We start from the raw sequence: 20,729 nt of genomic DNA, 5'->3' as shown, positions 1-20,729 counted from the left end.
ATCTTAAGAAATTATGGATTGTATGTATGCATGAATATCTTTCGATAAATCCTTGCTGTCTTTAAGCACTTTGATAAATGCACTACCAATGATAGCTCCTTGGCTGTAAGTTGATGCTGTGAGAAATGTTTTTTTATCTGAAATTCCAAAACCTATCAATCGGGCATTGCTGAGATTCATTGCTTCTACTCGTTTGAAATAGGCAATTTGTTCTTCCGAAATTTCAGCTTTAGCACCTGTGATGCTATGACTGGAAACCATGTAGATGAATCCACTGGAATGCGCATCAATTTCCCGAATCCGCTGTTCACTGGTCTGCGGTGAAATTAAGAAGGTATTGGATAGCCCATGTAATTCAAATAAATCTTTGTATTCATCCAAATATTGCTGAACTGGTAAGTCGGGAATAATTAAACCATCAACACCGAGCTCTTGGCATTTTTTACAAAAAGCCTCTATCCCATATTGAATGATGGGATTTAAATAGCCCATCAGCACTACTGGAATGGAAATACTTTCCCGCATGTGCTCAAGCTGCTGGAAAAGTTTCTTCATATTCATACCATTTTCCAAAGCAACCATATTGGAATCCTGAATAGTGGGCCCATCCGCAATGGGATCTGAATATGGCATCCCAACTTCAATGATATCCGCTCCCGCTGATTCCAATGCCTGCATTACGGGCAATGTATCTTCTAATTGGGGAAATCCAGCCGTGAAATAAATGGATAGTACCCGTTCTTGCTTTTGTTCAAATAATCTATGTAATCGATTCATTATGAATGTTTTGTTAACACCTCATTAAACTATTTTTTCCAAGGATTAAAACCCAAGGCCACTCTATTGGTCGTCACGATTGGACTTTCTAGCCAGCATCAACAATAGCCTATTACCACATGGCCCCTAATGGTTTCACCCGCTTCAAGTGGTTAAATGCTTGCTTCTACTATCTAGCTTCTCGTATCTCGCCTCTCGCTTCTAGTCTCTCGCTCCTAACCTCTCAATACCCTCCCCACTTGATATAGGTATCCAAATCTTTATCCCCTCTACCTGATAGGTTGATGACAATAACATCGCTGGAATTGTATTCGATCATGTTTAATGCATGGATAGCGTGGGCAGTTTCAATGGCCGGAATAATACCTTCCAATCGACTCAGCTCTATCCCTGCTTTCATCGCATCTTCATCTTCTACGGCAACAAACTCTCCCCTCCCGATATCAAATAAATGCGCATGAACTGGTCCTATACCAGGATAATCCAAGCCAGCAGATATTGAATGTGGTTCAATAACTTGACCATCCTCCGTTTGCATCAATAAGGTTTTGCTACCGTGTAAAATACCTGGAGTTCCCAAAGCTGTGGTTGCAGCAGATTTTCCTGAGGAAATACCCAAACCGGCTGCCTCAGCCGCCACTAAGCGAACTTGAGGAATGTTGTAATAATGATAGAACGTTCCTGCTGCATTGCTACCTCCACCAACACACGCTATTAGAATATCAGGATTTTCAGTGCCTTCTTTCTCCATCAACTGGGCCTTGATTTCCTTGGAAATCACCGATTGGAAGCGTGCCACCATTTCTGGATACGGGTGAGGACCTACCACAGAACCAATGATGTAATGCGTGTCCACAGGATTATTGATCCATTGCCTCATCGCTTCATTGGTGGCATCTTTCAAGGTTTGGCTACCCGAAGTTGCTGGTACAACCTTGGCACCCAAAATACGCATTCGCTCTACATTGGGGCGCTGCCGCTGAATATCCAAGGCTCCCATGTAAATCGTACACTCCATACCCATCAATGCACATACAGTGGCCGTGGCTACTCCATGTTGCCCCGCTCCCGTCTCTGCGATAATTCGTTTTTTACCGAGTTTTTTAGCCAAAATAATCTGCCCTACGGTATTATTTACTTTATGAGCTCCTGTATGACATAAATCTTCGCGCTTCAGATAAATCTTTGCTCCATACTTTTCGGATAAGCGAGAAGCCAGATATAGCGGCGTAGGCCTGCCTACAAAATCCTTCAATAGCGCATTAAACTCCAATTGAAATTCAGGAGTTGCCACGATTTGTTCATAATTCTCACGCAATTCCTCGATATTGGGATGTAACATTTCCGGGATATAGGCACCACCAAATTTGCCGTAGAATCCTTTTTCATCAACTTGTATCATCTGCTTCCCTCGTTTATTTCTGTATTTACTAAACTATTTTTAAATGCGACTAATCGCTTAATATCTTTAAATCCAGGACTTATTTCAAATTTTGAATTTAAGTCAACTCCCACTAGCTGTGGGATACGCTCTTTTAATTCTCTGATTGCTGCTGCATGCTCCTGACCTAATCCCCCACTCAAAAAGAATGGCGTAGAAAATGGATAAGTTTCTAAAATTTGCCAATTGAACACCTTGCCACTTCCTCCATGTGCCTCTGTGAATGTATCAAATAGAAAAGCATCCACCACAGGTTCAACCAATGCTAATGCATCCCAGTCTAGGTTGTCTTTCACAGACCAAACTTTCCATACAAAGACCTCAGACTTTTCCCGAAGCTCTTCAATGTATTGCATGGATTCTCTTCCATGTAATTGAACGCCATTCAACCCAAACAACTCAATTGTCTCCAAGACCTTATCTACGGGTTCATTGACAAATACCCCTACTTTCGGGAGTTGGATAGTGGCATAGTCTTCAGAATTTTTCGACTCCACATAGCGTGGGGATGGTGGATAGAAAATCATCCCCATATAATCCGGGCGAACTTCTTCCTCCAAACCTCGCATATTTTCAACATCCCGCATTCCACAGACTTTCAAAAGCATCTTAGATCACTTGAGTAGTTTTTATTAATTTCCTGTATGCATTCATGAAGTTTAATGCCGCCTGTTCTGGTCTACTGGTTTTCATAAAGTTTTCACCTATCAAAAATCCATCAAAACCTGCCTGCTTTAATTCTATCAAGGTCTCAGGACTTGAAATCCCGCTTTCTGAAATCTTCACAAACTCTTTTGGAATGGCATTCACCAAGGAGTAGGAGGTTTCCAAGCTGACATCAAATGTTTTTAAACTTCGATTATTGACACCCACTAAATCCAGGTGTTCATTCAGGCTTCTTTCTAACTCATCTCCATCATGTACTTCCATCAAAACTTCCAATCCCAAACTTTTTGCAAAGGAAGCCAAGGAGCGTAATTTTTCAGGTGTTAAAGCCGCTGCTATAAGCAAAATACAATCAGCTCCTACAGATTTCGCTTCAATCAATTGATATTCGTCAATGATGAAATCCTTCCTAAGAATGGGACAAAAATTATATTTTCGAGCGATCGATAGGTCGTCATTTTTACCACCAAAGAACTCGTGATCAGTCAATATAGACAAGGCAGATGCGCCTGCCTGCATGTAACCAATGGTGGTAGCCTCCACACTCGCTGCTCCATTGATTACTCCCTTAGAAGGAGACTTACGTTTAAACTCAGCGATGATACCTGTTTTATCTCCTCTAGTGATGTACCGTTTCATGGATACCACTTCTGATTTAAAATAGATACTTTTTTCCAAAAGCTTTACAGGTACCAAGCTTTTATTTTCTGCTACTTCCGTTGCCTTGTGGGCGATAATTTTATCAAGAATATTCATACGAATTGTTAATTGCTAATTGAAATACTGGTTTTAGGCGAAAGTAACGCTTGGAAAACTTGAAGGGCCTTTCCCCCCATGAGAGAATCCGTAGCTTTTGCTATGGCTGTTGGAAAATCCATCTGAGCATCAGCTGTGACTAAGGCTGCAGCAGCATTTGCAATCACCACGGCATTTTGTTCCGCAGTTCCTTTACCTTTCAACACTTGCTCAAAAATCTTGGCTGACTCAGCAATCGTCTCTCCTCCTGCTATGCTCGCGGCCACTATTTTTGGCAAACCTATACCTGCTGGTGTATATAACTTTTCTCCATCGTTGGATATCATCTTGAAGTCACCTGTCAATGAAATCTCGTCATATCCATCCAATGCATGTAAGATACTAAATCTTCCTTCATTCTCTTGGTAGAGATAGCCATACAAGCGAGCTAACTCCAAACTAAATACGCCCACTAATTGCTTTTTAGGAAAGGAAGGGTTCACCATTGGCCCCAACATATTGAAGAAAGTTTTTACACCCAGTTCTTTTCTAATGGGCGCTACATGTTTCATAGCGGGGTGAAATAATGGAGCATGCAGAAAGCATATCCCAGCCTCGTCCAAGTTCCGACGAATTTTATCGATATCATTAGTAAATTCATAACCAAAAGAGGCTAAGAGATTGGAAGAACCGCAAATGGAAGAAACCCCCGTATTGCCATGCTTTGCCACTGCCTGTCCAGCACCAGCCACAATAAATGAAGCTAGTGTCGAAATATTAAAGGTATCTTTGCCATCCCCTCCTGTTCCACACAAATCGATAGCATCATATTCAGGAATTTCGACAGGAACGCATAGTTCCAACATGGCCTCCCGAAAACCAGAGAGTTCGTCTACCGTGATACTCCGCATCAAATAAACAGTCATAAAAGCTGCAATTTGACTTGTATTATAGTTGCCCGATGCAATGTTTTTTAGCACCTCTCTCGCTTGCGCTTTCGAGAGTGTTTTATGTTCAATTAACTGATTTAATATCTCTTTCATGGATTCTATCTTAGATTTTAGATCTTAGAATTAAGATTTGCTTTTCTTTCCTCAGTATGGATTGAAGCCCACATTTGGACTCTACACGTCAGGTTAAAACGCACATCTGTTTTTGGATTTCATTCCTCCTAATAACAGTAACCCTTATTTCTAATTATTTATGCTTAATTTCTCATTCCTACCTGTTCCCTACTTACTCCTCACGATTACCTGTTCCCCTCCAACCAATTCCGCATCATCTCCACTCCATGCTCGGTCAAGATAGACTCCGGATGAAATTGTACTCCCCTTACCCGGTATACTTCATGCGTAACTGCCATAATTTGCCCATCGGGGGTGCGGGCTGTCACTTTCAAAGAGGAAGGAAGGGTTTGTTCATTGATCACCCAAGAATGATACCTACCTACCTTAAACTCCTTGGGTAAGGCTTGGAAAAGCAGGTCATCCTGTACCGTGACTTCCGAAGCTAAACCGTGAACCACTTCTGATAAATTGGTCAATCCACTCCCAAAAGCTTCCCCGATAGCTTGATGGCCTAAACATACCCCAAGAATATCCTTTGTGGAAGCATATTGTTTCAATAAGGCCGGCATGATACCTGCCTCCGAAGGAATCCCAGGTCCTGGAGAGAGCAAAATTTTATCATAAGCTTCCACTGCTTCTATGGAAATTTTATCATTTCTATAAATATCCATTTGAGCACCATAGCCAAGCTGACGAATGATGTACACCAAATTATATGTGAATGAATCGTAATTATCTAACACCAATATTTTCATACTCCTAAATCTGAAAACCCCTTAAATTTTCTCTGCTGCTTTTAAAGCCACACGCAATGCTTCTAATTTGTTTGCTACTTCTTGTAATTCCGATTGAATAGATGATTTAGCCACCACTCCTGCACCTGCCTGATATCTGAGTTCGTTGTTTTCAGAAACAAACGAACGGATCAAGATAGCATGGTTAAAGTCTCCATTGAAACCTAAAAAACCGATAGCTCCTCCATAAAATGTCCGACGCATATTTTCAAGGTTATCAATAATCTCCATCGCTTTGTATTTAGGAGCACCAGATAAAGTCCCCGCTGGAAAAGTATCTGCAACCAATTGCAAAGGATTAGCATTTTCTGGCAAAGTACCTGTTACTTTGGATACTAAATGGATGACATGAGAGTAGTACTGAATCTCTTTAAATACTTCAACTTCAACTTTTTCCGAACTTCTGCTCAAGTCATTTCGAGCTAAATCTACCAACATGACATGTTCGGAATTCTCTTTAGGGTCATCATAAAGTTTACGTGCCAAACTTGCATCCGCTAAATCATTGCCTGTTCGCTTGAAGGTTCCTGCAATAGGATAAATCGTGGCTTTGTTATTTTTAACCACTATCTGTGCTTCGGGCGAACTACCAAATACTTTGAATGAACCATAATCAAAATAAAACAAATAGGGTGAAGGGTTCACGGATCGCAAAGCTCGGTACACATTGAATTCATCACCTTTGAATTTAGAGGAAAACCTGCGGGAAAGTACGATTTGAAACACGTCCCCACGGAAACAATGCTCTTGACCTTTCTTTAAGATATCAAGAAATTCTTCATCCGAATAATTGGAAAATTCCTCTCCTACTGTTTTGAAACTATAAGAAGGAATATTCTTTGAATTCAAAATCGTCTCCAACAAAGGCATGACAGGTTCCTTAGGAGAGCCTTCAATCTGATGTTCAAATAGGTACATTTCATTTTTGAAATGATCCACTACAATTACATTTTGATAGACAGCATACTGCATCATCGGAACACCCAAAGAATCTCTATCCTTCAATTCAATATCTTCAAAAAAGCTAACTGTATCGTATTGGATATAGCCAAAAAGACCGTTGGATATAAATTTATGCTTTCCATTATCGTCTTTAAATTTGGAGGAAAATTCTCTCAGGGCATCCATCAATGCTTTTTCCTTACCCACTGGGTATTCCAAAACACTTCCATCTGGCAAGGTTTCTTTTACCTGACTATTATTCAAGACAAAGGAAGCCAGAGGATTGAAGCAAACATAGGAATAGCTGTTATCTTGTCCATGATAATCGGAGCTTTCTAGCAATATAGGATTGGAAAATCGATCACGGATTTGCAAGTAAATACTTACAGGAGTAATCGTATCTGCTAATACCTTTTTGTAATTTGTTTGTAAATTAAATCGTTTCATAGGTTCAGTAAAAACTAAAAAAGGCTTGCGGGAAAAACCAGCAAGCCTTTGAAATATATTTTTTAACACTACATATCAGGCAATAGCTTTAAGGTTCTTCCGAAGGAAAGAATTAGAATGCCACCACCAATAGTTCATGTTTAAATTCATTGTATAAGTAATTATGAAACAAATATAGAAATGCTTTTACAAAGTCAAATGAAGAATCTCAATTTTTTGCTTTTTTTCATAAATAAGGTGAAAATGATCAATAAATGGTTCATCTGTAGTCAAAAATCTATCTCATTGGAATTTGGGAGCATTCCTTATTTTATCTAAATTTCCGCAATGAAAAAAGCAAAAAGTATCCCTCAGTATTTTAAACGGATTTTTGATGATTATCAAGTACTGGTTAAAGTAGACCCTGATTCATTTTCAGGTACCGAGCTAATTATACATCCAAATGGAACCGTAGAGAAAACTGATTTAAAATTTGATGAAGAAATTTTCGAAGATTTAGAAGTAGATGAATTTAAAGCATCTAGTCCATTGGAGTTTGAATTGTATCTAAAAAAAGCCTAGAAAGGGTACCCGATTGCAAAATTTAAAATTAAATTATCCCTTCTCCAATCACGATCCGTAAATCTAACATCTCTTATCCATCGATCTTCCTGTTGTAACCATGGGCGTCTTACAGGAGCAGCCAAATCAAATCGTAATACAAAGATTTGAATATCAAATCGAAGTCCTATTCCTGCTCCTACCCCCAATTGTTCAGCCCATTTGGAGGAAAATTTTCCACCTGGAAGCGCCTCATTTTCATTGAATAACCAAACATTCCCAGCATCTACAAACAATGCTCCTTTAAGGTATTTGTTGAATGGAAAGCGGTATTCCAAATTGGACTCTATGATGATATCCCCTGCTTGATCAAAGAATCCACCCGTACCAATTGTTTGAGGTACAAATGAACCTGGACCCAAGGAACGAATCCGGAAAGATCGTACACTTCTAGGTCCTCCACTAAAATATTGCTTGACAAATGGCAGAGAAACAGAATTACCCAAAGGAGCTCCTATACCTCCAAAAAACCTTGCTACCAGCAAGTTTTCTGAACTAAAACGATGATAAACACGGAAATCAATATCGCCTTTAACATATTGCGCATATTCTAATCCCAAAAAAGACTCTGGGTTTCTAGCGTTAAAAATTGAATTAACCGCAAACAAACTATTACCAGCAATATCAATTGAACTTGCGAAAAATAAAGGGGTTTTTCTGTTCTCATCTATCAACTGATTATAATTGAATGCATAATTCAATCCCAGGATAAATTGTTGCTCAAAACTTCGTCTTAAAAATGGATTGGAGTTTAGAATTTCCTCAAATTGAGGCGTAGTCCTCGCAAGGTTAACCACACTCAATGCCAATGGATTCAATTCGTGATAGGCATACCGATTGACATTCCAAAAATACCCAAAGGATGCATTGTAAGATTGGATAAGATATAAATCCGTGCGGTTTTGGTATTCAAAACCTAGTCCCATTCGAGTTTTTGGTATTGCAATTTGAAAACGGTTCATGATCGGAATAGGAAAAAGTACCCGTGGAAAGATCAAATTGGCTTGTAATCCCAATTCTATGGAACGCAAAGCTTCCCGCTGACCAGATGCTACTTGTTGTTCATACCCAATATTTCCTCGGAGCGTAAAGATTTCACCCGCCTGAAATATATTTCGATTACTATAATTCAAAACTAAGCCCGGACCAACAAATGTATTGGATTTAGTAACTCCCTGAAGTTCTGCTCGAACACTCCGTTTATTTAATGGAGACAGAAATACACGTGCGTTCAATGGATACGTCCCATTCTCCATCAAAACTGTATCTGCCTGTTGAAACTCGATGTTAACATACCGAAAATTACCAATAGCAGATAATCGATTACTTGTCAATCTTGATGTGGTAGGATTGAAGCGTGTATTGTTTTTAAACAAGATGTATGGTTCCAAATATTCTGGTTTAAAAACTAACTCATCCTGTATAATCCCTACTCCATTGACAACTACTGTATCTCTCGCTTGTCTATTGCCGGATATGGAAAAATCTGGGAAAACTGAAATATTTTGTATGGTATAAGGGTGGAGAGAGCGCTGAGGAACATTACTTTTCAGTCGTAGTAATAGGTCAAATTGCTTGTCTTGGTATTGATTCGTATCTACCTCAAAAATCAATAAGTCTGCATTAAAATTAAAATAGCCTTTACTTTTTAACATCGCATCAATACGTGTACGTTCAGCCTTCAATTGATCCAAATCAAATCTACTCCCAACCGGTAGAAGTGTATTTTCAAGATCTTCCTGAATGGTTAGCATCAAGGCAGAAGTATCCTCTTGCAAGGTATAGGTTGCCAGTTTATAGGCTTCTCCAAAAATTAACCTATAAGCGACCTGCGCATACTTTCTTCCTTTAGTTACTTCTGATGTAGATGTACCCAAAAAATAACCTTTATTCTCCAGACGATTCAATAAAATACCTTCGGTTCGCTGTGGTTGAACATTGGAAAGATAAACAGGCTCTTCTCCAAATTTTCTAGCCAAATAGCGGTTGATAAAACCTGGTTTTTCTTGCTGTCCTTTATAGTAAGCCCATAGTCCAAAGCGTTGACCGAGTATGGTTGAATTTGGATTGGGACGAATCAAGGGCGTTAATTCGGACTCCAATCTAGATCGATCCTGTTTATTAATCGAAGTCTCTAAGGTTAGTTTATGAGCAGTATACAAGTGCTCGCCTTCCGGGATATATTTTTTTATACTACACGAAAAGAAACTTAGGAGTAGCACTAACATCCAAATACTATGTAAGAAACGTAGACTCATTCCTTTTCTTCCTCCTTTAATTGAGCATCACGTTCAAGTTTGATTTCTTCAGGCGTCTTTTGAGACTCTTGAGATCTCCTCTTCCATAGCTCTGCAAATTCATTAAACTCCTTGTTGAAAATCAAGGCAATTCCGGTTACGATCAATTGTCCATCAATCACCGATTCAAATTGATTTCTTCTAAATGCTTTAGCTCTCCATTGGGACCGCTCATCCAGTAAATATTCTACACTCACATCTCCAAATAAAGCATCTCCTTGATTAACTTGCTCTCTGTTCCCTCCCTCCACATCTACTTGACCTCCAACAGAAATCACCATTCTATTATCTAATAAGGTTTGCTTAGCAGCTACATTTAATTGCGTGCGGTCTTGCGGACCACCATTTTGAAAATCTGTAAAAGAATCCAAATCAAAGTCTAAAGAAAATCCAGAATTACCAAAAAGTTTATCAGAAAGTGCATTTAATTGTGTACTCAAAACTTGACTAACACTAGAACGAGCTAGATTTACTGATCCACCTGTACTTCCATCACTCCCCATACTTGGAAAAAACTGATTTAAAACCAACAATGCAAAAACTTGCTTTGTCAATTCATCCTCTTTTTCGTTCAATTGATTGACTGCGGCATATACATTACCTCCAAATACTCCCTGTTCATTTTCAGGCATGTCCAATCGAAAAGAAATCTCAGGGCTCATCAATTCACCCTTAATATTCAAATATACCATAAATGGTAATACTTGCCTAAATTGTCCACGAGTACTGGCATCCGTACCACTCAGTTGCGCTTGCATTAATTCTGCAGCAGAAGTACGGACATTATATATGGCAGTCAAATCCAAATTGGCGTCCAGAGGGTCGCCTGTCCAAGTCACCGAACTGCCTTCTCCTAGCAGGAATCTTCTGTTGACCAAGCCAAACAAATTCAATTCATAATGTCCTTGCTTAACTTCATACTTTCCAGAAAGTGAAATATTTCCATTAGAGTCCATCAACATATTGAGATCGGCCTCTCCCTGCAACTTTAAATTATCTCCGGTCCGTTCATCGACTATTAAATTGAATACGAAGTTTGGATCAACTTTTATATTGGCGCGTACATCAAAACCTTGAGCTCCTTGGGTATACAAATCAAGTTCCCGTTGATAATATATGTCATAAGGATCTTTTCGGTTGACCATCAGCACCACACCGTCCCTTTCTTGCATATCCAATTGATCTTCTGGAACAATAAAGGTAATTTCTGAACCTCTGTTCAAAGCAAATATGACATCCATTTTCGGTAGACTAAGTGGGCCTGTCACCTTCATATCCAAATCAATATTGGCTTTTCCAAAAAATAAATCATTATCCGCTCTTGTGGAATTCAACAACTGAAAACCTTTGGTATTCAATGTCAAATCAAAGCCTACGTTAGAGTAATCTTCTGTAAAAACTTTCCCATTTACCAAAAAATTGCTTCCCAATGCATCCTTCATGGTGAAGTCTTTAAACTCCAAAAAATTTCTGGTAATATCAACCTGCTCATCAGGAAAAGCAAACTCAGCATTGATAGAACTAACTGTAAAACGGGCTTGATCCAATTTTAAAAAACCCGTGTAGTCTAAATCATCGGTTGAACCTGATGCTTTCAATTGTCCCGATAACTTCCCCGTAGCAGCGGATAACTCACCATCTGACAGGATTTCCATCAATTTAAGATCTATGGATTGTATGTCTACTTTTAAGCTTAACAAAGATGCTAGATCATCTGATCGTAACTGACCATCTATGGCTGCATCAATAAGACCATCCTTTATGCGCAAGCCAAACTCATACTCCTTAAGATTTTGAGAATCGGCATCCAAACTCAAGGTCCCTAAAGGAATATCAAGGGCGACTAAATCCTTTATTGAAAAGTCGGCCAAAAGGCCAATATCCTCCAGAGGTCTCTCAATCACAATACTTCCATTTGCTCTTCCTTTGAGGAATGGTTCATCTGGATTAAGGAAAGAAGTGATGGTGTTCACATCAAAATTATCCACAACCAAAGCCAAGTGATCTTCCTCTATTCCCTCGAGTTGGTTGGTTATAGAAAACCGTTGATTGGTTCTGGTCAAATCAAAACTCTCAAATGCCAAAAACCCCTCTGCATACCGGATAGCATTAGTCTCGGGAATCTCCCACGCTCGTTTGTTAAGCGTAAAATTCTCCGGCATCATTTTATAAATCAAGGTATCCCCTTCCCAAAAAATATGGGACTTGACAAAGATAATGAAGTCTTCATCTTGGCTCGATTGGAATTGAGTAAAGATCTCTTGGTCTTTCAATCTTGCAGAAAACTTGGTTTCATCCATAGCCACAGGACCTGTTTCTAAGGATTCAAAACTCAATACCAAGTTCAATTCTTCTCTTTTACCTGCTAGAGTTACTAATAAACTATCTACACCTAAGCCCCCATATTGAATAAATGGAACTTGCATTTGTGCATTCAACCGAGCAGCTTGTGCTTCAAAATCAAAATCAATCCTGATAGAATCTATGCGATCTACATTGGCTATCAGCAGTTGATCAATAAATGGTGTAGATTGAAAGGTGAAGTTTGCTTTCGCTTTAACATCTTCTATTTGATCCTTATCTAGTTTCTCAACAGCCAACTGATCTTCCATATAAGCTGTCAAGGCGGACGCAATCATAGCAAAATCACGGTTCCCTACGAATTCTCCATTTAAAAAATCACTGATCAATTTGAATGAACTCTTAGTTTCTGCTTGAGCAACTAGTAACTGAATATCACCCATGGGAATGCTGCGCTGCCCTTGGATCCGCATAAATGCATCAGAAATCATCAAATCTCCTTCGAAATCAGACCCATCTAAGACAAAATTGCCAGTAGATTTCAAACTGGTAATCACCGCTTGTTTGGTCAAACCAAGGTATTGTGCGTTTAGATTTTTTAGATCCAGAAGCAGTTGAATTTCGGGCTTGAGCGTATCTACTTTTGCCTTTAATTGTAAATCCATATTCAAAAAATCGGCAGAATGACTGACCGTGATGACAGCATCCTGTTGTTCCATTGAAGCTAAAATTTCCAAGTCAGAAAAATCAATGCCATCCCAAGTAAGCTTTTCAAATCCCAAACTTACCGTTGCAAAGGATTCATAAAGGTCATTTACTTCTGCATCCAAAACCATTTGCAAACTAATTGGCTCCAAAGCAGGCAAATCAAGCATTTGTCCCACCTGAATTTCGAGTAGTTGAAGTTCTGTACTAACAATCCATGCATCTTTATCACTCAGAACTAAACTGGCAGATGCATCCCCTAATGAACTACTAAATTCAACTTTTCCTTCAAAATCCTTACTACTTCCTTTTCCTTGCACTGTCAACGCATAAGTTTCTGGAACGTATGCTTCTGTATCTTCAGTCAAAAACCCAGCGATAGCGGCTTTGGTACCAGTCAGTTTTGATTCGCTTAGCGCCAAGGATAGCTTTTCCACATCAAGGTAATTTGAAAACTCCCCCGATTTCATGGCAAATCTCAAATCCCGATTATAAGATGCACTGAGACCATTTACCTTTACTCTTTGCTCATTTCCTGCAACTGTTCCTTTGAGAGAAAGTACTTTCCCGCTAACTTCTCTGTACCAATCTTCTTTGCGAAGACTAGGATCAAACAAACTTAATTCCCTAAAGTTAGTACGAAACTCATTCAGTTTAATACTGTAATTCATTGCTAAGGGATTGACTATCCAATCAGTGATAGAAGAAAAACTTAAATCGATTGCTGAATTAAGTTTACTTTCACCTGTTTCTATTGCAATAGTGGAAATATCTAGCTTTTGGTCAGTCAACAACATATCCATTCCAAACTTCTTCAACTGAAATCCCGAACTTTCCTGGAATCGAACATCATCTAGTTTCAATACTACCTTGCCCGGCTTAAAGCTGAGGGTGCGGGCTTCCATGTTAAAATCAGTAATGGCTATTGCATCAGGATTGAAATACCCTGGACGAGGCAGTTGTTCGTTGAAGGAATAGGTGATATCAAGATTGGAAAAACCTAAATAATGCATGTGAACATTCCAGTCAGGCCACTCAAACTCAGCAGATGAATCAGATGTGGTGGAACTACTTTCTTCAGTAGTCTTTAGAACTAAATCTATTGTAGAATTTTCTAAAGAAATCAATTTGACTAAAACATTTTGACTTTCTAAGTCTGCTTCAGGTAATTGAAGTTTAAAGTCTCCAATGTTGACATTTGCTAAGATACCATCTGGAATAGATTCATAGAATAGCGCTACATTATTCAATGTCCCATTCTGCAAGGCAATTAATGGTAAAGATGCCGATGCCTCTTCTGTTTCTTCGCTTGCTGGTTCAAATGGTTTAGATTGTATATAGCGTATAGTCGCTTCACGCAATAGCACTTCATTCAGATCAAAATTCATTTGATTCAAATCGACTGTTTGAGCATCTAATCGAAAAACATCCCATTGAATGGAGGCATTTATCCCCAACCATTGGTCATTATACACCACATCTATGTCTTTGATAGAAACAATCGGTAAGTTGATTTCAGGAAAATCAGTTGGAGTATCCTCTTCTAATAAGGGGCTAACTTCCTCCTGATTCGATTCACCAACAAATGGCTCAATTAAAAAATCAAAATTAAAAGTGTCGCTATCATCAGACCTGCTAACCCTTGCGACCAAACGTTCCCATTCTAATCTAGTAACAGTAATTTCCCCTGATTGGATCAATGGTCGGATGGCTATCCCAGTCTCTAAAGAACCGGAGTATAACAAGGTATCACCTTTGACATCACTCACATATAAATCCTCTAAATACAAGTCTCCAGAAAAGGTAATAAACAGTCTTCCTATACTGATTTCAGCACCTGTTTTCTTAGAAAGATAATCCACAGCTTTGGAAGTAATGATCTCTTGCCCCCAAGGGGAACGGATAAAAAGCAGAGTCAAACCAATAAATAGTACCAAAAAGGCAAGGATGCCTCCTAAGATTTTCAAAAGTCTGTAGAAAAATCGCTTGATAATGATGCTATTTGGTTAAACTACTAATTCCAAAGATATTACTTTGCAAGTTAACTTACCGCTAAGTTGACACCTTTTAGATAGACTTTGTTCAAAAAATCATGCCAAAAATACTATGCTACGAAATGATGTTTCACTAGAGATACCACCAAATTGTTTTAACCCACCAATGATATGAGCCAAAATTCTGTTACCAAATTATTACTTTTGGGGGAAAGTAATTGTTGATGCTAGAAAATATACTAACTTGAGAATCTTTTGATTGAGTTATGGAATATTACTTTACAATTGGTTTTTTATTAAGCATTTATTTTCTAACAAGTCTTGCACTTTCCCAAGGTTTTTTCCCTTTCAGCAAAACCTTTATCCAAGATAAAAAAGGGGAAATAAGGCCTGTCTTTTATTATGGACGAATTATGTTGATCAGCTTGCTTATTTCTATTGTGCTAACAGGTTTCATGTTCTATTTTTTCATAAGTCCTGCTAATTTCATTCCTTAACGTTTTACTCTACGTAGAGGACCAAACCTTTCAAATACTCCGTTTCCGTATGAAACAAATTGATTGGGTGGTCTCCCGGTTGAGACAAATAATGTAAGATTCGTACATTCCTTTTAGCTTCAAAAGCGGCAGCAGTAATGGTATCGGAAAATAACTTTTTATCCACTACTTGAGAACAAGAAAAGGTAAATAGGATTCCTCCTTTCTGAATCCGCTTCAATGCTTCGGCATTCAATCTCTTATAGGCTTGGACAGCATTATGCCTAGACTTTATATTTTTGGCAAAAGCAGGTGGATCTAAAACAATGACATCGTAATCCAATTCAATATCCCGAATATACTTGACCACATCTGCTACGATGGATTGATGCTTTCCTTCAAAACCTACATTTAAAGCCACATTTTTATCAGTTAATTCAATGGCTTTGGTTGAAATATCAACGGAGTGTACCTCTGTCGCACCTGCCTTCAGAGATGCTACTGAAAAACCCCCTGAATAGCAGAATGTATTGAGTACTTTTTTCCCTTTTGAATAGGATCCCAATAAATTTCTATTTTCACGTTGATCTACAAAAAATCCAGTTTTTTGTCCTTTTTCCCAATCAATTTCATAGATACATCCATGTTCCAATACTTGAGTGGTTTTTGGTTCGCCTAGTACAATCCGGTTTTCCACTCCTGTTCCTTTAGGCAAAGTCTCCGCACTTTTATCATATACGCAATCAAGTGAACTACTGTAAACTACCTTCAATGCTTGTGCAATTTCTTTTACATGTTTGTACATGCCAATCTGATGACATTGAATAACTGCCGTCCCATTATAAAAATCAATGATTAATCCAGGAAAACCATCCCCTTCTCCGTGGATCAACCGGTACACATTGGTTATATTAGAATCTACCAAACCAATGCTTTTCCTAACTTGGTAAGCATCCATCAAACGTTTTTCCCAAAAAGCAGCATCGATCAATTCTTCTTGGAAACTGATGACCCTTACCATGATGGAACCATACTGAAAGTGCCCAACTCCTAAGAACTCACCTTTAAAGCTATGAACCTGAACCAAGTCTCCATTTTTGAGAGTTTCGTCTTTTTCCAAAATGGCTCCAGAAAACACCCAATGATGTCTACGAAAAAGAGAAATTTCTTTGCTTTTGCCTAATTTAATGATGGGATATGGTAACATGAGTTTTGGGTTTATGAGGGAAAATATAAGAACCCACTACCATGCTTAGCGCGCTGATACCAAGTGCGGGAAGGTGTGGGTATATAGGTAGCTCTTCTACCAAAGAAAAGCCGAGAAAAGCAATCATTCCAAGAACTATCGACATTAGAGCGCCCATTTCGGAGGCTTTTTTCCAGTACAGACCCGCTGTCAATGGGACAAATAGCGACACCATCATTAAAATAGAAGCTCCAGCAACGAGTTCATAGATATTCGTTTTCCAATGGGCCATCAAGGTAGCAACTATTGCAACTGAAACAATATTTAAACGCAGAATCCATAAAAAATGTGAATCCTTTAGTTTTGAACCGAAATAAGGACGAATGAGATTTTCAGAGATAATAGCTGAAGGTGCCAGCAGACCAGAACTAGTAGTACTCATGATAGCCGAAATCAAAGCACCAAAAAATAGAACCTGCACATGTAGACCCGAATGCCTCAGGACCATTTCTGGAAGTAATAACTGCTTATTTTCCAAATAGATCTCGGGATACAAAAACTTAGCGCCCAACGCAATGAACAAAGGCAGTAAGCCAATCGTCACATAAAATGCTCCTGCCAAATACGTGGATCGTATTGCTACCTTTTCGCTCTTGGATGCCATCACTCGCTGATATATATCTTGGGAGGGAATACTGCCAATTCCCAAAATCATCCATGCACCGAGGTAATTCAGCCAGGAAATACCATTCATATCCGGTAAAAACTGATAGCTTCCTTCTGGTGCTGATTCTAAAATCGGCATGACTCCTCCAGCCTTTTCGGCAACCAATACAGCCACCCAAACCAACCCAACTACAATTAAGGTGGTTTGGATAAAATCAGTGATCGAAATTGCCCACATACCTCCTAAGAAGGTGTAAAAAACCACAATACCAGCAGAAATCAGAATTCCTTGTGCAATTGTCAAATCCGAAACCGAAGTAAAAATCAAGGCCAATGCCACTAATTGCGCTGCCACATAGCCGAAATAGGAAGGGATCATAAAAATGGAAGCAAAGAACTCCACCCGGGGACCAAAAAGCTTTCTGTAAACATCCCCTATGGTCAGCACATTCATTCGATACATAGGCCTCAGATAAAATGCCCCAAATAAAATCAAACACAAAGCACCTCCAAATGGATCTTCAATCACGCCTTGGAGACCATGTTCCAAATATTCAGAGGATGCCCCAAAAATCGTCTCTGAACCAAACCATGTAGCAAATAAAGCCGATGCCGATAAAAACAAGGGTAACTGTCTACCCGCCAATACAAAATCATTGGAGTTTTTCACCAACTTCGACGACCAAGCCCCTATCAGGACAGTAATCAACAGGTATATTACAATGGCGGTTAGTAGCAATACGAGGAGTGATTAGTTAACAGTGAACAGTGCTTAGTGAGCAGTGAGCAGTGCATGATGAATAGTGAGTACTTTTAATGAGGGGTTAAGAATGGATGGTGATTCGTTAGAGAGTGTCAACGGTTCAGTTAATTATAGAAATACGATTATTCTTTGTTTTTACATGAATCTATACTTGGTACATTATTAACGCCATTTGTTAAACCTGGCAAGTTTTTAAATAGTTTAACTGGCTTTAAATCAGAACCTAAGTCAGTAAAAACCTACCAGGTTTTTCAGAGGTTTTTACCATTATTTCTCTTCTACCCTCGACTTAATCATTTAAATCATTCTCAATTCTTCGTTCTATAGCACCCCCTCTTCTATTAGGATAAATATGTCACGTCCTGAAATTTCTTGGTTCTTGATTCTCCCTCAAGCCTTCATCCTTTCAAATCATACATCTTCGCTCTCAAAGCCTTGATTTCTTCAGATGCCAAATAATCATCATAAGGCATGCGTCGATCTATGGTTCCTTTAGGAGTAAATTCAATGATCCGATTAACTGTCGTTGAGACAAATGCATGGTCATAAGAACTTAATAGGACGGTTCCATTAAACTCGATTACGGCGTTATTAAAAGCAGTAATTGATTCCAAATCTAGGTGATTGGTTGGCTCATCCATGACCAATAAATTTGGGTTTTGAAGCATCATACGTGACACCATACATCTCACTTTTTCACCCCCGGATAGAACCGATGATTTTTTCAAGGTTTCTTCCCCTGTAAAGAGCATTCTTCCCAAGAAAGTCCGAACATATGCCTCCTCCTGATTGGTAGAAAACTGTCTCAACCAATCGATGAGATTCAAATCAGTCTGGAAAAACTTGGAGTTATCGTTTGGCAAATAAGCCTTATTGATCGTCACACCCCATCGGAATGAACCCTTTTGAACAGGGATTTCATCCATAATCGTTTGAAAGAATTTGTTGACTGCTTGTTTGGTCTTGGAGATAAAGGCAATTTTATCTCCCTTATCCACCATCAAATTAACATCGGTAAAATAAATAGCATTGTCATCTTTTAACTCCAACCCTTCGGTCATAAAAATCTGATCTCCAGCTTCTCTTTCCGGTTTAAAGATGATACCTGGATACTTTCGGGTAGAAGGTTGAATCTCGTCAACATTCAACTTTTCCAACATTTTCTTTCGTGCAGTAGCTTGCTTGGACTTTGCTACGTTAGCAGAGAATCGGGCAATAAACTCCTGTAATTCCTTTCGCTTTTCCTCTACTTTTTTACTTTGATCAGATTTTTGCTTGGCAGCCAATTGGGATGACTCATACCAGAACGTATAGTTACCTGAATAAATACGAATTTTTCCAAAATCAATGTCCACAATATGCGTTGAAACAGCGTCCAAGAAATGCCTATCGTGGGATACTACAATTACTAGATTTTTGAAATTCACCAAAAAATCTTCTAACCAATTGATAGTGTCCGCATCTAAGTCGTTGGTAGGCTCATCCAAAATCAGGATATCAGGATTACCAAAAAGTGCTTGTGCCAATAAGACCCTTACCTTTTGATTACCTGCTAATTCTTTCATTTGTAGGTAATGTAAATCCTCGGTAATACCTAGACCAGAAAGCAAGGCTGCTGCATCGGATTCCGCATTCCATCCGTCCATTTCTGCAAATTCTGCTTCTAATTCTGATGCTCGGATGCCATCTGCTTCTGAAAAATCCTCCTTCATATAGATGGCGTCTTTTTCCTCCATGATGGCATAGAGCTTGTGGTGTCCCATCAGCACTACTTTCAAGACTTCCACCTCATCAAATTCAAAATGATTCTGCTTCAACACAGCCATGCGTTGACCCGGGGTAATGTTAATAGCTCCTGAGGTACTATCTTGGTCACCGGAGAGAATTTTTAAAAAAGTGGATTTCCCGGCACCATTGGCCCCAATCACACCGTAACAGTTACCCGGAGTGAATTTAAGATTTACATCTTCGAAAAGGGTACGTTTGCCAAACTTGAGGGAAAGATTATCTACAGAAATCATGTGCTTCTTTTTTTATGAGGCTGCAAAGATAACCTTTATGCTGCAAGCCTGCAAAAGCATGGTTTGAATTTACGCATAAGTATCAGAAAAGATATCCTAATTGAGTCTCTAAACACTCAAAATAACCATTAAACAGCCAAAACTAAATTCTCACAAACCAGTTAGCTGAGCGGATAAAGATTTTAAAAATCGTGACTAATTCAATTTCTTGTCACTAATCTAAACTGATCCATAATTCGATAAGTGGCTTTGGTGAGATCTGATTGTCCATCTGCCGCATACATATCAAATGTTCCAGCAGTATACCCTTGCCAAATAGTATTCCCTTTTTTATTGTCAATTACATAAATTACAAGCAAACCATTCTTTTCTACAAACTTTACACGATTGTATGTTTCATCTTTTTCACGTTGGCGCAACTCCTCTTCTTCTGTCAATTCTACGGTTCCAGTACGTCTATTGAGCCAGTAATCAAAATTAGGTTGCTCGTACCCTCTGTATTTGACTGAATCATTGAAAACTTTGTAATTGATCAATAAATCTGGTCTATTCTGGTCCAATCTAAACCCCTGTGAACCCAATCGCGAGGTAATTGTACGCTCTATGGCCTCAAAATAAGCAATGCTATCCTCAGGAATAGCATTCACTACAAAATTAAAGGTTTTGTACTTTTTGAAATTTCCAGAATAATTAAAATCATATTCTGCTACGAAGTCTTTTTGGGATGCACAACTAAGGATGAGTATGGCAATAGCAAAGATAAAATAGGTTTGTCGCATGATGAATGAATTTGCAATTGTTTGATTAACTTACATAAATGTTAATTGTTTAAAAGGATGTATTGAAGCTCA

At 38.8% G+C, this 20,729-nt stretch carries 14 protein-coding genes; 1 reads left to right on the top strand and 13 read right to left on the bottom strand.

The window, feature by feature from the left end:
* Positions 1-3: 3 nt before the first annotated feature.
* The 7 genes from trpA to IPZ59_RS13500 form a co-directional block, all read right to left on the bottom strand.
* Complete coding sequence (gene trpA, locus IPZ59_RS13530; RefSeq protein WP_236136585.1) at positions 4-777, bottom strand: tryptophan synthase subunit alpha; 774 nt, start codon at positions 775-777, stop codon at positions 4-6.
* 223 nt (positions 778-1,000) lie between these two features.
* Complete coding sequence (trpB, locus tag IPZ59_RS13525; protein WP_236136584.1) at positions 1,001-2,179, bottom strand: tryptophan synthase subunit beta; 1,179 nt, start codon at positions 2,177-2,179, stop codon at positions 1,001-1,003.
* Positions 2,176-2,826 (bottom strand): phosphoribosylanthranilate isomerase, encoded by a 651-nt coding sequence (locus tag IPZ59_RS13520; protein ID WP_236136583.1) that lies wholly within the window; start codon positions 2,824-2,826, stop codon positions 2,176-2,178. Before IPZ59_RS13520 ends, trpB begins: the two co-directional genes overlap by 4 nt.
* 1 nt (position 2,827) lies before the next feature.
* A complete protein-coding gene (trpC, locus tag IPZ59_RS13515; protein WP_236136582.1) occupies positions 2,828-3,640 on the bottom strand; it encodes an indole-3-glycerol phosphate synthase TrpC in 813 nt (270 codons plus the stop codon).
* A gap of 8 nt (positions 3,641-3,648) precedes the next feature.
* Positions 3,649-4,662, bottom strand: coding sequence for an anthranilate phosphoribosyltransferase (trpD, locus tag IPZ59_RS13510; RefSeq protein WP_236136581.1), 1,014 nt, complete (start codon positions 4,660-4,662; stop codon positions 3,649-3,651).
* 206 nt (positions 4,663-4,868) lie between these two features.
* A complete protein-coding gene (locus tag IPZ59_RS13505) occupies positions 4,869-5,441 on the bottom strand; it encodes an anthranilate synthase component II (RefSeq protein ID WP_236136580.1) in 573 nt (190 codons plus the stop codon).
* Between the two features lie 21 nt (positions 5,442-5,462).
* A complete protein-coding gene (locus IPZ59_RS13500; RefSeq protein ID WP_236136579.1) occupies positions 5,463-6,869 on the bottom strand; it encodes an anthranilate synthase component I family protein in 1,407 nt (468 codons plus the stop codon).
* A 327-nt stretch (positions 6,870-7,196) separates the two neighbouring features.
* On the opposite strand from IPZ59_RS13500, the gene IPZ59_RS13495 reads away from it, so the two are divergent.
* Positions 7,197-7,430 (top strand): hypothetical protein, encoded by a 234-nt coding sequence (locus IPZ59_RS13495; RefSeq protein WP_236136578.1) that lies wholly within the window; start codon positions 7,197-7,199, stop codon positions 7,428-7,430.
* On the opposite strand, the gene tamL is transcribed toward IPZ59_RS13495, so the two are convergent.
* The 6 genes from tamL to IPZ59_RS13465 all read right to left on the bottom strand — a co-directional run bounded on the left by tamL (position 7,427) and on the right by IPZ59_RS13465 (position 20,657).
* Positions 7,427-9,697 carry a translocation and assembly module lipoprotein TamL gene (gene tamL, locus IPZ59_RS13490; RefSeq protein WP_449560097.1) on the bottom strand — a complete coding sequence of 757 codons (2,271 nt, stop codon included), beginning with the start codon at positions 9,695-9,697 and terminating at the stop codon, positions 7,427-7,429. The two genes, IPZ59_RS13495 and tamL, sit on opposite strands and share 4 nt — an antisense overlap.
* A gap of 26 nt (positions 9,698-9,723) precedes the next feature.
* The gene (locus IPZ59_RS13485) at positions 9,724-14,739 is read right to left on the bottom strand and encodes a translocation/assembly module TamB domain-containing protein (RefSeq protein ID WP_236136576.1); all 5,016 of its coding nucleotides are present in this window, start codon (positions 14,737-14,739) and stop codon (positions 9,724-9,726) included.
* Between the two features lie 528 nt (positions 14,740-15,267).
* Positions 15,268-16,449 (bottom strand): class I SAM-dependent rRNA methyltransferase, encoded by a 1,182-nt coding sequence (locus IPZ59_RS13480; protein WP_236136575.1) that lies wholly within the window; start codon positions 16,447-16,449, stop codon positions 15,268-15,270.
* Positions 16,427-17,833 (bottom strand): sodium:solute symporter family protein, encoded by a 1,407-nt coding sequence (locus tag IPZ59_RS13475; protein ID WP_236136574.1) that lies wholly within the window; start codon positions 17,831-17,833, stop codon positions 16,427-16,429. The genes IPZ59_RS13480 and IPZ59_RS13475 overlap by 23 nt, the downstream gene beginning before the upstream one ends.
* 422 nt (positions 17,834-18,255) lie before the next feature.
* Positions 18,256-19,878 (bottom strand): ABC-F family ATP-binding cassette domain-containing protein, encoded by a 1,623-nt coding sequence (locus IPZ59_RS13470; RefSeq protein ID WP_236136573.1) that lies wholly within the window; start codon positions 19,876-19,878, stop codon positions 18,256-18,258.
* Between the two features lie 200 nt (positions 19,879-20,078).
* Positions 20,079-20,657: a DUF4136 domain-containing protein gene (locus tag IPZ59_RS13465; RefSeq protein ID WP_236136572.1), complete on the bottom strand. Its 579-nt coding sequence runs from the start codon at positions 20,655-20,657 to the stop codon at positions 20,079-20,081.
* Positions 20,658-20,729 lie beyond the last annotated feature (72 nt).

This window comes from Mongoliitalea daihaiensis (assembly GCF_021596945.1).
In the GTDB taxonomy this organism is placed as follows: domain Bacteria; phylum Bacteroidota; class Bacteroidia; order Cytophagales; family Cyclobacteriaceae; genus Mongoliitalea; species Mongoliitalea daihaiensis.
This window is presented reverse-complemented; position numbering and strand designations above follow the sequence as displayed.

Bases quoted from the DNA above. Each gene is read 5' to 3' on its own strand.
- trpA (WP_236136585.1), bottom strand. From the start codon at position 777: ATGAATCGATTACATAGATTATTTGAACAAAAGCAAGAACGGGTACTA.
- trpB (WP_236136584.1), bottom strand. From the start codon at position 2,179: ATGATACAAGTTGATGAAAAAGGATTCTACGGCAAATTTGGTGGTGCC.
- IPZ59_RS13520 (WP_236136583.1), bottom strand. From the start codon at position 2,826: ATGCTTTTGAAAGTCTGTGGAATGCGGGATGTTGAAAATATGCGAGGT.
- trpC (WP_236136582.1), bottom strand. From the start codon at position 3,640: ATGAATATTCTTGATAAAATTATCGCCCACAAGGCAACGGAAGTAGCA.
- trpD (WP_236136581.1), bottom strand. From the start codon at position 4,662: ATGAAAGAGATATTAAATCAGTTAATTGAACATAAAACACTCTCGAAA.
- IPZ59_RS13505 (WP_236136580.1), bottom strand. From the start codon at position 5,441: ATGAAAATATTGGTGTTAGATAATTACGATTCATTCACATATAATTTG.
- IPZ59_RS13500 (WP_236136579.1), bottom strand. From the start codon at position 6,869: ATGAAACGATTTAATTTACAAACAAATTACAAAAAGGTATTAGCAGAT.
- IPZ59_RS13495 (WP_236136578.1), top strand. From the start codon at position 7,197: ATGAAAAAAGCAAAAAGTATCCCTCAGTATTTTAAACGGATTTTTGAT.
- tamL (WP_449560097.1), bottom strand. From the start codon at position 9,697: ATGTTAGTGCTACTCCTAAGTTTCTTTTCGTGTAGTATAAAAAAATAT.
- IPZ59_RS13480 (WP_236136575.1), bottom strand. From the start codon at position 16,449: ATGTTACCATATCCCATCATTAAATTAGGCAAAAGCAAAGAAATTTCT.
- IPZ59_RS13470 (WP_236136573.1), bottom strand. From the start codon at position 19,878: ATGATTTCTGTAGATAATCTTTCCCTCAAGTTTGGCAAACGTACCCTT.
- IPZ59_RS13465 (WP_236136572.1), bottom strand. From the start codon at position 20,657: ATGCGACAAACCTATTTTATCTTTGCTATTGCCATACTCATCCTTAGT.